Genomic DNA, 13,908 nt, shown 5'->3' with positions numbered 1-13,908 from the left:
CATTCCCCGCGGCCCACGCAAGAGAAAGGGCCGCACAAGGCGGCCCGTTTCTGTGGATTTCTGGTCGTGGTTACTCGGCAGGTGCCGGCACCGCATCGCCCCCCGGGGCTTCCGGCACGGCAAAGGCCACGGCAACAAAGATCAGGCCCAGCACAATGCCCAGCACGTCGCCCGGCATGGCCATTAGCCCGTCATATTTCGCGCCCGGCACCGTGCCCAAGGTCACCTTGCCGCCAGCGATGGCGTCAAGAATGCCGGTGGCTTTCACCGACGGGTAAGTGATCATATAGGCCGCCGCGCCCAGCAGGCCACCAAGGATGAAGAACAGCGCATCTTTGCGGCCAGTCGCCGCTGCGCAAACACCCGTGCCGGGGCAAAAGCCCGACAGCGCCCAGCCGGCGCCCAACAGCAGACCACCGATGAACACACCGACATAGGCGGTTTTGACTGACATGTGACCCACATCAACAAGGCCAGCCATCTGGCCACCGAACATCAGGATCGAGCCGACGCCGATCGCCAACAGGATGGCTTTCATCAGGCCCAGCGACCGCAGGCTCAGCATGCGGATCAGGACGGTGGGGTTGGTGGCACCAATGCGATCAAGGACGAAGCCGAAGAGCGCGCCGATGATCAGAGCAAGTACAATCTGCATGGCTTATCCTTTCTTATACATCATCATGGCGACAGGCACCGCCGCTGCAAAAGCACCCGCAGCAAAGATGTAGCCCGACAGCGCGGTCTGCATCATGCCCGACATCATATGTCCCGAGGTACAGCCCCCGGCCAGACGCGCGCCGTAGAGCACAATGAAGCCACCCACAAAGGCGATGGCGTAGCGCTTGATCGGCGTGTCTCCGAAATTGGCATAGTGGATCGCGGGCAGCTTGTTTTCATCTGCGCCATTTCCGCCGCGCATCATGGCCGACAGGAACGCGCCGACCATCATCGCGATCACGAAAATGAAGCTATAGTTCAGCAGGTTCGCGACCGACTTGGCGTATTTGCCGCCGGATTTTGCCAGATAGGCATTGGTGGACGTATAGCCATCGTCGGTTTTCGTCACCAGTTCAGGGTTCACGACATCTGCAATGATCCCATCCAGGATCACGAATTGCGTCGACACCCCGATGGGTTTGACCAAAAGGACAGCAAGGAAGAACACAAGGCCCAGCGCCACCCCTCCGATTTTCCAGTTCAGTGTCATGGGACACCTCCTTCACATTCCTTTATGCGAATATGTTTCATTGTAAATGATACGAATGTCAAGACATGGCCGACTGAACCGCAGTTAAACCGGCTTTAACCAAACGGAACCCATGCTGGGTTCATGAAACAGATTCGCACCCCACTGACCGGAACCCCTCTTGTCCTGCCGCAGGCCAGCCACCCATGTGGCACGGCGCAAGACATGCCCCTTCATCCCGCGGATGAGCTGGCCCAGATCCGGGCCGAGCTGAAACGCCTGCATCAGCGTGAAGACGAGCTGAAGCGGTTCTTTCGCGAAGACGCGCAGGAACAGGATTTCAGCAGCGCTGCGCATGATGTCACCGTAATCGCGCATAAGAAGCGGGTGTTTGATCCGTCAAAGCTGCCGCAATCCATTCTGGCCAATCCCAGTTTCTATCGCGACGAGTTGCGCACTCTGATCTCGACCACCGAGAAGCCGCTGGCCCTGCCCTATCAGGCACTCTTGCCCGTGATGGACGACTTTGAAGAGGATCTGGTGGAAGAGACGCTGGACGCGCTGCCGAACTAAAGCATCCGTGGGGCATTCCTTTCCATGTGACACGCTTTCCACTGGACCATATAGGCAGGGCTGCGCTATGCCATGCTCCGATGACCCAGACACTTACGATCCGCCGCCCCGACGACTGGCACCTGCATCTGCGCGATGGCGAGATGCTAAAGACGGTCTTGCCCGAAACCGCGCGCCACTTTGCCCGTGCCATTGTCATGCCGAACCTTGTGCCGCCCGTGGTCACCAAGGCCGATGCCGCCGCCTATCGCGAGCGCATCATGGCGGCTCTGCCCGACGGCATGTCGTTCGAACCCCTGATGACGCTTTATCTGACCGAGGATACGGATCCGGAAGATTTGGCCGCAGCGCACGCGTCAGGCCTGATCACGTCGGTGAAGCTTTATCCTGCGGGGGCTACAACGAACTCGTCCAGCGGCGTGCAGAACTTCGACAAGGTGCGCTCGGTGCTGGAAAAGATGGCCGAGATCGGCTGTCCCTTGTGCGTCCACGGCGAAGTCACCGACCGTGACATCGACATTTTCGACCGCGAAGCCGTGTTCATCGACCGCGTGCTGGACCCGATCCGCCGTGCCACGCCCGAGCTGCGCGTAGTGATGGAGCACATCACTACGAAGGACGGCGCCGATTACGTCAAAGCGAACGACAGCAAACTTGGCGCGACCATCACGGTGCAGCACCTGATCCTCGACCGCAACGACATGTTGGTTGGCGGCATGCGCCCACATTATTATTGTCTGCCGATCCTGAAGCGCGGCGAACATCGCGAGGCGCTGATTGCGGCAGCCACCTCGGGCGACCCGCGCTTCTTCCTTGGCACCGACAGCGCCCCGCACCCGACTCATGCCAAGGAAAGCGAATGCTGTTCCGCCGGCTGTTTCACCGCGCCCAACGCCCTGTCGATCCTGGCCCACGCGTTCGAGGCAGAAGGCGCATTGGACAAGCTGGAAGGCTTCATCTCGCTTCATGGCCCCGCCTTCTATGGCCTGCCAGTGAACGAGGACACCATCACGCTCACTAAGGTCGACGACCCCGTCACCTATCCCGCGACACTGCCCGCAGGCGACCACACCGTCACCACATTTGACCCCGGCTTTCCGCTGCACTGGCGCGTTGACGCCTGATCATACCTAACGAGGACCGCTGCCCATGATCCCCTCCACTTTCCCCGCGAAAGAAGAAATCGCCCGCCTGACCGCCCGGATGCTTCTGGAAATCGGCGCTGTGAACTTCAACACGGACGAACCGTTCACACTGGCCTCGGGCCTGCCCAGCCCCAGCTATATCGACTGCCGCAAGCTGATCAGCTTCCCGCGCATCCGCTCGACCCTAATGGATTTCATGGCCGTCACGATCATGCGCGAAGCGGGCTTTGAGGCCTTCGACAACATCGCCGGTGGCGAAACCGCGGGCATCCCCTTCGGCGCATGGGTCGCCGAACGTCTGGCCCTGCCGATGACCTACGTCCGCAAGAAGCCGAAGGGCTACGGCAAGAACGCCCGCATCGAGGGCGCGATGGATGACAGCCAACGCGTGCTGCTGGTCGAGGATCTGACCACGGATGGCGGATCAAAGCTGTCCTTCGTAGACGCGATTCGCGACACCGGTGCCACCTGTGGCGCCACCGCCGTGATCTTCTATTACGATATTTTCCCCGAGACGGAAAAAACCCTGTCCGATCATGGCGTTCAGCTAATCCACCTCTGCACCTGGTGGGATGTGCTGGCCGAAGCCAAGGCGCAGGGCGCGTTTTCGGCCGAAACACTGGACGAGGTCGAGCGCTTCCTGAAAGACCCGCGCGGCTGGCAGGCCGAGCGGATGAACGCCTGACAGACACTACATTCTGACAGAATTTTGCAGGACTCCACCAAATCTGGTAGAGTTCTGCAGACCTGACTTATCCACAAGTTACTCACAGAAACATACATTTTGCGTCGGACTATCCGAACACGTAAAACAGCGGCCTAAGGACAGGTGGCGATGAACGAGATCAGCAATATCCAGCAAGGTGCAGCTTCCGGTGACGGCGAGGTACAGGACAGCCTGCCCCACCACATCGAAGCCGAGCAGCAGCTTCTGGGCGCGATCCTGACCAACAATGACGTGTTTGACCGTGTCGCCTCGATCATCAATGCTGGTCATTTCTACGAACCCGTCCACGCCCGCATCTGGGACATTGCCGCCAGCCGGATTTCCAAGAACGCCTTAGCCAGCCCCGTGACGCTGAAAGCGTTCATGGAGGATGATGAGGGCCTGAAAGAACTGGGCGGCCCGGCCTATCTGGCGCGCCTTGCCGGTGCCGCGATTTCCAGCTTTGCCGCGCGCGACTATGCCCAGATGATCTATGACCTCGCCATCCGGCGCGAGCTGATCCAGCTGGGTCAAGACATCGCGGCGAAGGCGCAGAAGGTCGACATCTCGTCCGAGCCAAAGGAACAAATCGTTGAAGCCGAACAGGCGCTTTATAAGCTAGGCGAAGCGGGCCAGACCGAAAGCGGCTTCCAAAGCTTCCTGAAAGCCGTGACCGAGGCCGTGCAGGTCGCCAACGCTGCCTATCAACGTGAAGGCGGTATGGCCGGGATTTCCACCGGACTGGTGGATTTGGACGGCAAGTTGGGTGGCCTTCACCCGTCCGACCTTCTGATCCTTGCCGGTCGTCCCTCGATGGGAAAAACCTCGCTTGCGACCAACATCGCCTTCAACGTGGCGAAGGCCTATAAGAAAGGCATCAAGCCGGACGGAACCGAGGGCGCGATTTCTGGCGGTGTAGTTGGCTTCTTCTCGCTCGAAATGTCGGCAGAACAGCTGGCGGGCCGTATTCTGGCCGAAGCGTCCGAGATTTCGTCGCACAAAATTCGTCAGGGTGACATGGATGAAAACGAGTTCCGTCGTTTTGTCCAAGCCGCCAAGGATCTGGAAAGCTGCCCTCTGTTCATTGACGACACGCCTGCCCTGCCGATCAGCCAGCTGGCCGCCCGCGCCCGTCGCTTGAAACGGACCCACGGGCTGGATGTCTTGATTATCGACTATCTGCAGCTGTGCCGCGGCATGTCCGATAACCGCGTGAACGAGATCGCCGAGATCTCGATGGGCATGAAAGCGATTGCGAAAGAGCTGAACATCCCAGTCATTGCGCTGTCCCAGCTGTCGCGTCAGGTGGAAAGCCGCGACGATAAACGCCCGCAACTGTCGGACCTGCGGGAATCGGGCTCGATCGAGCAGGATGCCGACGTGGTCATGTTCGTGTTCCGCGAGGAATACTATAAGGAACGTGAAAAGCCCGGCGATCACGAGCTGGACCGCATGGCCGCATGGCAAGACGAAATGTCGAACCTGCATGGCAAGGCCGAGGTCATCATCGGCAAGCAGCGTCACGGCCCGATCGGCACGGTCGAGCTGTCCTTCGAGGCGCAGTTCACCCGCTTCGGCAACCTTGTCAAACAGTGGCAACAGGGGCCGAGCGACGGGTTTTGATCCGCTGGGTCGCGCCGCCTAGCGCTGATACCGCGTTGTCATCCGATAATCCTTGCGCGGCCCAGACACGGTCCAGACGGACTGCCAATTGGGCCATGCGCTGAAATCATAGGACACGCGGTACTGATCCGGATCGCACCAATGCTGGTCATCGGGGCGGCCTTCGGTCAGGTCGAAGGTGTGAAAATCGCGGCCATCTTCGAAGAGCACCTGAATGCGCCCGCCGGGCGCCTCGAGCCAGTGATAGACTCGGCTGGCCGCGAAACTGACGCCTGTATCAGTCACCAGAACCCCGTCTTCACGATAGAGCATCCCCGTAGGGTCTGGCGAAAACTGCGCCGTGCCAGTCAGGCGATGTGTGGCGCCGCCTGCCTCGACAATCTCGCGCTCGATCCGCCATTCGCCCTGAAAATCCGTGAATCTCACCCAGATCCCCCCTTTTTCGTCGCAAACATGGGCCCCACGCGCCCATTCACGGCACGCGTCTCTTGTTCGCTGCATCGCGGCAGTTTATGAGAAGCGCGACTGCCAACCAAACGAAAAAGGCTTCGCCGATGATCCCTCGTTATGCCCGCCCCGATATGGTCGCCATTTGGTCGCCCGAAACCAAGTTCAAAATCTGGTACGAGATCGAGGCCCATGCCTGCGACGCCATGGCCGATCTGGGCGTGATTCCGCGCGAAAACGCGGACGCCGTTTGGAAAGCCAAAGACGTCGAGTTCGACGTGGCCCGCATTGACGAGATCGAAGCCGTCACCAAACATGACGTCATCGCCTTCCTGACCCACTTGGCCGAACACGTGGGCAGCGAAGAAGCCCGTTTTGTGCACCAGGGCATGACCTCGTCCGACGTGTTGGACACCTGCCTGAACGTGCAGCTGGTGCGCGCCGCCGACCTGCTGCTGGACGGCATGGACAAGGTTCTGGCCGCCCTGAAAAAACGCGCGCTTGAGCACAAAGACACCGTTCGTGTCGGTCGCTCGCACGGCATCCACGCCGAACCCACCACGATGGGCCTGACCTTCGCGCGTTTCTACGCCGAGATGGACCGCAACAAGAACCGTCTGGAAAAAGCCCGCTGGGAAGTCGCCACCGGCGCGATCTCGGGCGCGGTTGGCACCTTTGCCAACATCGACCCGGCGGTTGAAGAACATGTCTGCGAGAAGCTGGGCCTGCGCCCCGAGCCGATCAGCACGCAGGTGATCCCGCGCGACCGCCACGCCATGTTCTTCGCCACTCTGGGCGTGATCGCCTCGTCGATCGAAAACATTGCCGTCGAAATCCGCCACATGCAGCGCACCGAGGTTCTGGAAGGCGCCGAGTTCTTCTCGATGGGCCAGAAGGGCTCGTCGGCGATGCCGCACAAAAAGAACCCGGTTCTGACCGAAAACCTGACCGGTCTGGCCCGTCTGGTGCGCATGACCGTCATCCCCGCGATGGAAAACGTGGCCCTGTGGCACGAGCGTGACATTTCGCACTCGTCGGTTGAACGCGGCATTGGCCCGGACGCCACCGTCACGCTGGACTTCGCCCTGCACCGTCTGGCTGGCGTTGTCGACAAGATGCTGATCTTCCCCGAGAACATGCTGGACAACATGAACAAATTCCCCGGTCTGGTCATGTCGCAACGCGTGCTGCTGGCCCTGACTCAGGCTGGCGTATCGCGTGAAGACGCGTATTCGATGGTTCAGCGCAACGCATTGAAAGTCTGGGAAGAACGTCTGGATTTCCGCGAGCTGCTGCTGGCTGACGAAGCCGTGGTCGAGGCTCTGGGCGTCGACGCGATCAACGAGAAATTCGACATGGGCTATCACACCAAGCATGTCGACACGATCTTCAAGCGGGTCTTCGGCGACAGCTAATCCGCGCTTGAATTTGGGCGCATCGCCCATCTGTGTTATGATAGGGGCCTTCTGAACAGGAGGCCCCTATGCAATTCAAGACCCTGCTTTTCTCAGCCATGTTGGCCCTTGTCCCAACGCTGTCCATCGCTGGCCAATGCAACCGCGGTTCGCACGAAGCATCGACCTGCGCGGCCGGACAGGTTTGGAACGACAAACTACAGGCGTGTGTCGACGAAAAATCGGCCTGATCCGCCCGGCGTAAAGGTGGTTTTAACCCACAGCTGTCAATCTGCCTGAAACCAAGGCGGAGGTGGCGCTGTGCCAAATGACATGACGGTTGGGGCAGACCTGATACCCAGGGAAAGTCCAGGGCAGGTTATGCCCAGTGGTGCTCCTGACCCGACGATCAATCCGGCGCAACCTCTGCGCCATCTTCCCCGACATCTCTCGCGGCGTCAAAAGGCGGCGATCATCGTGCGGCTCTTGCTGGCGGAAGGTGCTGAATTGGCCCTGCAGGATCTTCCAGACAGTTTGCAGGGGGAACTGGTCCACCAGATGTCCACAATGCGCTATGTGGACCGCGCCACCCTGAAAGCGGTGATTGACGAGTTTGTCTACGAGATCGAAGAGATCGGCCTGTCCTTCCCCGGCGGTCTGGAAAACACGCTGTCCGTGCTTGATGGCACGATCAGCCCGGCCACAGCCGCACGCGTGCGCGAACTTTCCGGCGTCGAGATCGCGCATGATCCTTGGATTACGGTCTCTAACACACCGGTCGAGCAGCTGTTGCCCTTGTTAGAAACCGAAAGCGCCGAAGTCTCGGCGGTGTTGTTGTCTAAGCTGAAAACCTCGGTTGCGGCAGAGCTACTGGGCAAGCTGCCCGGGCAAACGGCCCGCAAGATCGCGTTTGCGGTGTCGTTGACCAGTACCATCGCGCCCAATGTCGTCGCGCGGATCGGGCGATCACTGGCAGAGCAGCTCAGCGACCGGCCCGCGAAAGCCTTTGACGACGATCCCAGCGAACGCGTGGGCTCGATCCTCAACGTCTCGGCCGCGACCACGCGGGAAGAGGTTTTGGATGGACTAGAGCAAGAAGACACCGTATTTGCCAGCGCCGTGCGCAAGTCCATCTTCACCTTCGCCAACATCCCCGAACGTCTGCAACCGGGCGACGTGCCAAAAGTCACCAAGGATGTCGACCAGACGGTTCTTGTCACGGCTCTCGCCGCAGCCACAGGCGATCTGGCGCCTGTCGCGAATTTCATCCTCGACGCTATGTCGAAACGCTTGGCCGAGGGCATCCGGGAAGAAATGGCTGAGCGTGGTGCCGTCAAACCCGCCGACGGAGATGCCGCCATGAACGAGGTGATCGCCCAGATCCGCCTTCTTGAAACCGAGGGCGAGATCACTTTGATCACGCCTGACGAAGATGACTGACACCAAGGCTGAAGCTTGCAGGCTGCAGCGCTGCCCGCTATGTGTGACCGGCAGCCCATTCGGATGATGGGCACAAGACCGGGAGCAACCAAATGGTGCAAGAAAAACGTGGGGTCGGCCCCTATCTGACCCACTTGGCGCTGGCCGGTGTGCTGAACCTGCCCCGCATCCTGCCCTATAAAATGCGCCTGCCCGTGGTCGGCTGGTTTGCCTCGCGCGTCATCGGTCCCATTGCGGGCTATGACAAGCGCATTCGCAACAATCTGGCGCTGACCTTTCCCGATATGCCAGCAGACGAGGTCAAACGCATGGAACGTGCGGTTCTGACCAATGCGGGCCGGTTCCTAGCCGAGATGTGGTCCGGCGACGAACTGTTCAATCGCATGAAGAACACCCAGCTCAGCGGGCCGGGTGTTGCCGCACTGGAAAAGGCCAAGGCTGAAGGCCGCCCGATCATCGCAACCTCGGGCCATTTCGGAAACTACGACGCCGCCCGCGCGGTCCTGATCCAGGCAGGTTTCAACACCGGCGCGCTGTATCGCCCGATGTCCAACGCCTATTTCAACGAAAGCTACATCAAGCGCATGGAAGGTTTCGAAGGCAAAGCGTTCGAACAATCCCGACGCGGCATGGGCAGCATGGTCAAACACCTGCGTAGCGGTGGGCTTTTGGCGATCCTCTTGGACCAACGCGAAGATCAAGGCGCCAAGCTCAGCTTTTTCGGAAAGCCCGCAATGACCACGCTCGCCATTGCCGAGATGGCCCTGAAATACAACACGTTGTTCATCCCGGTCTTCGCAATCCGCAAGGAAAATGGCGTGGATTTCGACGTTGTGGTCGAGGAACCGATCGAACACTCGGATCCTGAAACCATGATGCAGGAATTCAATGACCGGTTCGAGGCCCGTGTGCGTCAGAACATGGATCAGTTCCTGTGGATCCACAAACGTTGGCAGATGCCGGAAAGCCCCAAATCGGGGACGTAACCGTCAGTCCAGCGCAATCGCGGCCACGATTTCTCCGGGATAGTCGCCCATCCGCGTAGCCTGCAACAGGATCGCCGCGCTCTGCCCTTCCGGGGCCACAGGGTTGGGCAGCGTGAACTCGATCTCGCCTTTACCGTCCCATTTTCCAAAGGCCTGAATGTTGGTCACGATATTGGTCGAGGTGATCGAGCGCCCGGCGTTTTCACCGCGCTTGACCGCCACAGTCGCCTTGGGCGTGAAATGCACGATCTGCGCAATCAGAACCTCGGGCAAAGGCAGGTTCGAGATGTTGGCCACGCGGACAATGCGTCCGTTTTCACCCTCATGTGTCGATAGGCTGACACGCCCCACAGCCATCTGATGATGATGCAAGATCTCCATCACCTTCATGACATGGCTGCCAACGGCCTGATCGACACCACCGATTACCATCTGCGGCGTGTAGATCGACTTGGTGCCAAATCCATAGGCATAAGCCTTTTGCCGCTTGGTATGCTCGGGCCGGGCAAAAGTGTCTTTCCAGCCGATATAGTCCCAGTAATCCACATGCATCGCCAAGGGCAAAACGTCATCCTGACGCGACAGCTCGCCCAGAAATTCGTCGGCGGGCGGGCAAGACGAACAGCCTTGCGAGGTGAACAGCTCGACCACCACGACGGGACGATCCCCAGCCATAGCCAGCCCGGCAAAAGTGCTTAGGATAATACTGATCAACCCGGTCAGAAGTGCCCGCATCGGTGTCTCTTTCTGTTGTGTTCTGAACCCTAGATAACGATCCCGTCGCTGACCTTCCAATCAAGGATTTGCGAGGTGTTTGTTACAGTTTCTCGGAGAAGGGGAATTTCCGCCGGTGAACGCGACTGCGCGGGCAGCTGAGACGCCTAGCGTATTGGCGCCGAAGCCACCCGATTCGGCCCCGTAGTACTGCATTCCGCTGATTTTCGAGGGCTGGCACACAGTTCGCCCACCCTATGGCGGCAGATCGCACCCTGTTCTGTGCGTCACTGTTGAATGCGTTAGGGTAATCTAAACTGATGTTAGAAAAACAAACCGTTTCTGGCTTGCATTCTAGAACACAGAGAACAGGCAGTTTACCCTGTCTCTATCCGTCGACGGACGTGTTTCGACCTTCGACGCCGTAACCAGTGAGGTCAAAGTAATTGAATAATCTATTTCGACATATCCCGATTCCGCTTCTGGAATCTTTCGGTTTTGTCATCATCATCCTAATGCTGAACTCAGCAAGTTAACGTGCTTCCGCTTCGGCGATGGCAGGGCGAATGATGCTTTCCAGAATGCCTTCGGTAATCGGGCCAGCAAAGCGTTTTACCACAGTGCCGTCGCTGGCAATCACGAAAGTCTCCGGAACACCGTAAAGGCCCCATTCCAGACCTGTGCGCCCATCGGCATCCGCCATCAAAGCGGCGTAGGGATTGCCCAGTTGGGCCAGAAAACGTTTGGCATTGGCAGGATCGTCCTTGTAGTTGATCCCGTTGATCTGCACGCCTTCCTCGGCCAGCTTTTCCAAAATCGGATGCTCGGCTCGGCACGGTGCGCACCAGCTGGCCCAGAAGTTCACCAGCTTCACACCACCGGTTTTCAGGTCTTCTTGAGTAAAGCCGGGTTCGCCGTCAAAAGCAGTGACTTGCATGGCCGGAACGATGCCGCCTTCGCGGGTCGACGGCAGAGCATCACGGTCATCTTGTGTCATGCCCCACAGGAACATCGCAGCAAGCCCCATAAACAGGACCGGCGGCAGGATCATCAGCCACGAGATACCTTTTTTTGTCTCAGTCATTCCGCTTTGCCCTTTCTTCGGCCGCATCCAATTCACGTTTCACTTGGGCCGACCGGCGCCAAGTGACAAGGACCAGAGCGATCAAAAGTACGAGAGTAATGATCCAGGACGACAGGATCGCGTCCGCATATTTTCCCAGCTCAAGCATCTTTCATCCTTTCACGAACGTCCAAACGATGCAGACGCACCAAGCGAAGCTCGGTCCGGGTGCGGATCAAAACAAGGGCAACGAACAGCAGGATGAATCCGGCGATACATAGTAACAGGGGCTGGTAGTAGACGTTCGACACGTGCTCTTCCTTGTCCAGCGACAGGGACGCGCCTTGATGCAGGCCTTGATTCCAGAAGTTTACCGCATAGCGACTGAGCACGGCGAAAACCGATCCTACGATGCACAGGACGGATGTCAGGTCAGCGGCGGTATCCGGATTATCGATGGCGGCCCAAAGCGCCATGTAGCCAAGATAGAACAAAAACAGGATCAAGAAGCTGGTCAGGCGTGGGTCCCATGCCCAATAGGTGCCCCACATGGGCTGGCCCCAGATCGCTCCGGTAATCAGGGCGATCACCGTCATGGTGACCCCGATCAGCGCCGCCGCCTTGGACGCGCGGACCGAGACATGGTGACGGCGCACGATCCAGATCAACGAGGTGACAAGCATCATCACCCAGATGTTGATCGCCATCATCGCGCTTGGCACATGGATGTAGATGATCTTGACCGAGTTGCCGAAGTTGGCGGCCTCGGGCGTGAAGAAAAAGCCCCAGATCATTCCCGGGATCAGGGTCACGGCGCACAGTCCAATTACCCAAGGCAAAACCTTGCCGCTGAGGGCCATGAACTTGACCGGGTTTGCGAATTCCCAAAGTGACATGTGTTTCCTCTGTGGCTTCCTTCAGTCGGTGGCGCAGGCAGCATATGGTGCTGCCCTAGGTTATTTGGCCTATCTCAGGTTCACACGCAAGGCAGCCGCGGCGGCAAATGGTAGCAGGGCGATGGATCCGGCGGTGATCCCCGCCATCATCAACAATGGGGTCGAGGCCGACAGGCCCGCAGTTCCCCGCGTTGCGGCCTCGGCCCCGAAGATCAGCGTGGGGATGTAAAGTGGCAGGACCAGAAGTGACAGAAGCAACCCGCCGCGTTTCAGCCCCACGGTCAACGCGGCCCCGAAGGCTCCGATCATCGACAGCGCCGGTGTGCCGATCAACAGCGTGATGAAGATCCAATAGTGGCCGGGGCTTTCAAGGTTCATCAGCGTTCCCAGCACGGGAGCGGCGAGTGTCAGCGGAAGACCAGTGACCAGCCAGTGCGCCAGCGCTTTGACCGCGACGATCCCTTCCATCGGGATAGGGGCAGTAGCCAGCAGATCCAGCGAGCCGTCTTCGAAATCCAGCTGGAAAATGCGGTCAAGCGACAGAAGGCAGGCCAAGAGCGCACCCACCCATAGGATGCCCGGGGCGATGCGCGACAGGATCGCGGCTTCGGGGCCGACACCGAAGGGCACAAGGGTCGAGACGATCAGGAAGAACGCCAAGCCCAGCCCGAAGCCGCCCCCTGCCCGCATGGCAAGCCTAAGATCCCGCACCAGCAAAGCGATCATGAAAAGGCCTCGTCGAAATCTGCGTAGGCGTCGCGGTGTGTATCGCCCCGCGGGCGGTTCACATCTGCTTTGAAGGGGCCAACGTCAAGGGTCTCGGCCTGCAGGCCGAGGTCGATATGGGTGGCGATCAGGGCCGAGCCGCCGCCCGCCACATGCGCGCGTACAGCGTCCGCGAACAGCGCGACCGAGGCCGCGTCCAGTGAAACCGTCGGCTCATCCAGAAGCCAAATGGGCCGACCGGTGACCAACAACCGCGCCAGCCCCAACCGCCGTTTCTGACCTGCTGACAGGTTGGCCGAGGGACGCTCGAGCAACCCACGCAGATTGAACCCATCCACCGCAGGCGCGATATCCGAAATCCCGTGGACCGAGGCCCAAAAGCGCAGGTTCTCTTCGACGCTCAGCGTGGCTTTCAACCCATCCGCATGGGCGCCATAGGTAATCTGCTCCGGATCGGCCGAGACACTGCCCGTCAACGGCGGCTGCAATCCTGCAAGGGTCCGCAACAGCGTGGTTTTTCCCGATCCGTTCGGGCCACGCAGGATCAACACCTGACCGGGGGAGAGGGTGAAGTCCAACCCCTCCAGCACCGGCACGCCTCCGCGTGCCACGGTCAGATTTTCGACCCGAAGTTCCATGCAGACAGCCTTAGACCGGAAGGGCGGCCAGCGCAATGCGGCGGCCCTCGGCGATCAGGACGTTATAGGTGCGGCAGGCCTGCGCGGATGCCATCATCTCGATCCCGATCCCGGCGTCCTCGAGCGCGTCGCGCAAGGGTGCGGGGGGATGTGCGATCTCGGCTCCCATGCCCAGAAACAGAACGTCGATCTGGCCTTTCAGGGCGGTCAGGGTCGCGATGTCCTCAAGCCCGCCCCAGCCGGTAGCGGTTTCCGCCGTGACCAGCACCGGGCCTTCGATCACCTCGCCCGCGACACGGAAAAAGCCGGGGCCATAGCTGTCGACCGGTTGCGCGCTGTCATATCGGACTTCGTGAAACTGCATCGGGATC

The 13,908-nt window shown here is 59.6% G+C and carries 18 protein-coding genes; 8 read left to right on the top strand and 10 right to left on the bottom strand.

Annotation, left to right across the window (positions count from 1 at the left end):
* Window positions 1-70: 70 nt before the first annotated feature.
* Both Q0677_RS14280 and Q0677_RS14275 read right to left on the bottom strand, forming a co-directional pair.
* Window positions 71-655 (bottom strand): DUF6691 family protein, encoded by a 585-nt coding sequence (locus Q0677_RS14280; RefSeq protein WP_298911166.1) that lies wholly within the window; start codon window positions 653-655, stop codon window positions 71-73.
* A 3-nt stretch (window positions 656-658) separates the two neighbouring features.
* Window positions 659-1,207 (bottom strand): YeeE/YedE thiosulfate transporter family protein, encoded by a 549-nt coding sequence (locus tag Q0677_RS14275; protein ID WP_298911164.1) that lies wholly within the window; start codon window positions 1,205-1,207, stop codon window positions 659-661.
* A gap of 123 nt (window positions 1,208-1,330) precedes the next feature.
* Here Q0677_RS14275 and Q0677_RS14270 point away from each other — a divergent pair, with 123 nt between their 5' ends.
* From Q0677_RS14270 to Q0677_RS14255, 4 genes are all read left to right on the top strand, one after another.
* Window positions 1,331-1,759 (top strand): hypothetical protein, encoded by a 429-nt coding sequence (locus Q0677_RS14270; protein ID WP_298911162.1) that lies wholly within the window; start codon window positions 1,331-1,333, stop codon window positions 1,757-1,759.
* Window positions 1,760-1,839: 80 nt separating this feature from the next.
* The gene (pyrC, locus tag Q0677_RS14265; protein WP_298911160.1) at window positions 1,840-2,883 is read left to right on the top strand and encodes a dihydroorotase; all 1,044 of its coding nucleotides are present in this window, start codon (window positions 1,840-1,842) and stop codon (window positions 2,881-2,883) included.
* A gap of 25 nt (window positions 2,884-2,908) precedes the next feature.
* Complete coding sequence (locus tag Q0677_RS14260) at window positions 2,909-3,589, top strand: orotate phosphoribosyltransferase (protein ID WP_298911158.1); 681 nt, start codon at window positions 2,909-2,911, stop codon at window positions 3,587-3,589.
* Between the two features lie 150 nt (window positions 3,590-3,739).
* Window positions 3,740-5,233 (top strand): replicative DNA helicase, encoded by a 1,494-nt coding sequence (locus Q0677_RS14255; protein WP_298911156.1) that lies wholly within the window; start codon window positions 3,740-3,742, stop codon window positions 5,231-5,233.
* An 18-nt stretch (window positions 5,234-5,251) separates the two neighbouring features.
* On the opposite strand, the gene Q0677_RS14250 is transcribed toward Q0677_RS14255, so the two are convergent.
* On the bottom strand, window positions 5,252-5,659 hold the full coding sequence (locus tag Q0677_RS14250) for a DUF6314 family protein (protein ID WP_298911154.1): 408 nt from the start codon (window positions 5,657-5,659) through the stop codon (window positions 5,252-5,254).
* A gap of 128 nt (window positions 5,660-5,787) precedes the next feature.
* Between Q0677_RS14250 and purB the strand changes: the two genes are divergently transcribed.
* From purB to Q0677_RS14230, 4 genes are all read left to right on the top strand, one after another.
* Window positions 5,788-7,095 (top strand): adenylosuccinate lyase, encoded by a 1,308-nt coding sequence (gene purB / locus Q0677_RS14245; protein ID WP_133487319.1) that lies wholly within the window; start codon window positions 5,788-5,790, stop codon window positions 7,093-7,095.
* Window positions 7,096-7,163: 68 nt separating this feature from the next.
* On the top strand, window positions 7,164-7,325 hold the full coding sequence (locus tag Q0677_RS14240) for a chitin-binding domain-containing protein (RefSeq protein ID WP_133487321.1): 162 nt from the start codon (window positions 7,164-7,166) through the stop codon (window positions 7,323-7,325).
* Window positions 7,326-7,455: 130 nt separating this feature from the next.
* Window positions 7,456-8,514 carry a FliG C-terminal domain-containing protein gene (locus tag Q0677_RS14235; RefSeq protein WP_298911149.1) on the top strand — a complete coding sequence of 353 codons (1,059 nt, stop codon included), beginning with the start codon at window positions 7,456-7,458 and terminating at the stop codon, window positions 8,512-8,514.
* Between the two features lie 92 nt (window positions 8,515-8,606).
* Window positions 8,607-9,500, top strand: a complete 894-nt coding sequence (locus Q0677_RS14230) for a lysophospholipid acyltransferase family protein (protein ID WP_298911147.1) — start codon at window positions 8,607-8,609, stop codon at window positions 9,498-9,500.
* A gap of 3 nt (window positions 9,501-9,503) precedes the next feature.
* On the opposite strand, the gene Q0677_RS14225 is transcribed toward Q0677_RS14230, so the two are convergent.
* From Q0677_RS14225 to Q0677_RS14195, 7 genes are all read right to left on the bottom strand, one after another.
* Complete coding sequence (locus tag Q0677_RS14225; RefSeq protein WP_298911145.1) at window positions 9,504-10,235, bottom strand: thioredoxin family protein; 732 nt, start codon at window positions 10,233-10,235, stop codon at window positions 9,504-9,506.
* A 511-nt stretch (window positions 10,236-10,746) separates the two neighbouring features.
* The gene (locus Q0677_RS14220; RefSeq protein ID WP_298911143.1) at window positions 10,747-11,298 is read right to left on the bottom strand and encodes a DsbE family thiol:disulfide interchange protein; all 552 of its coding nucleotides are present in this window, start codon (window positions 11,296-11,298) and stop codon (window positions 10,747-10,749) included.
* Window positions 11,291-11,446 (bottom strand): heme exporter protein CcmD, encoded by a 156-nt coding sequence (ccmD, locus tag Q0677_RS14215; RefSeq protein ID WP_298911141.1) that lies wholly within the window; start codon window positions 11,444-11,446, stop codon window positions 11,291-11,293. Before ccmD ends, Q0677_RS14220 begins: the two co-directional genes overlap by 8 nt.
* On the bottom strand, window positions 11,439-12,173 hold the full coding sequence (locus Q0677_RS14210) for a heme ABC transporter permease (protein WP_298911140.1): 735 nt from the start codon (window positions 12,171-12,173) through the stop codon (window positions 11,439-11,441). Before Q0677_RS14210 ends, ccmD begins: the two co-directional genes overlap by 8 nt.
* Window positions 12,174-12,242: 69 nt before the next feature.
* Window positions 12,243-12,899 carry a heme exporter protein CcmB gene (gene ccmB, locus Q0677_RS14205; RefSeq protein ID WP_108855698.1) on the bottom strand — a complete coding sequence of 219 codons (657 nt, stop codon included), beginning with the start codon at window positions 12,897-12,899 and terminating at the stop codon, window positions 12,243-12,245.
* Window positions 12,896-13,537, bottom strand: coding sequence for a heme ABC exporter ATP-binding protein CcmA (gene ccmA, locus Q0677_RS14200; protein WP_298911136.1), 642 nt, complete (start codon window positions 13,535-13,537; stop codon window positions 12,896-12,898). The genes ccmB and ccmA overlap by 4 nt, the downstream gene beginning before the upstream one ends.
* Before the next feature lie 10 nt (window positions 13,538-13,547).
* Complete coding sequence (locus Q0677_RS14195; RefSeq protein ID WP_133487339.1) at window positions 13,548-13,901, bottom strand: Mth938-like domain-containing protein; 354 nt, start codon at window positions 13,899-13,901, stop codon at window positions 13,548-13,550.
* Between the last annotated feature and the right edge of the window lie 7 nt (window positions 13,902-13,908).

The sequence above is a fragment of the uncultured Aliiroseovarius sp. genome (assembly GCF_947492455.1).
Taxonomy (GTDB): Bacteria; Pseudomonadota; Alphaproteobacteria; order Rhodobacterales; family Rhodobacteraceae; genus Aliiroseovarius.
The sequence above is the reverse complement of the archived record's forward strand: the minus strand, read 5'-3'. Positions and strand labels throughout refer to the sequence as shown.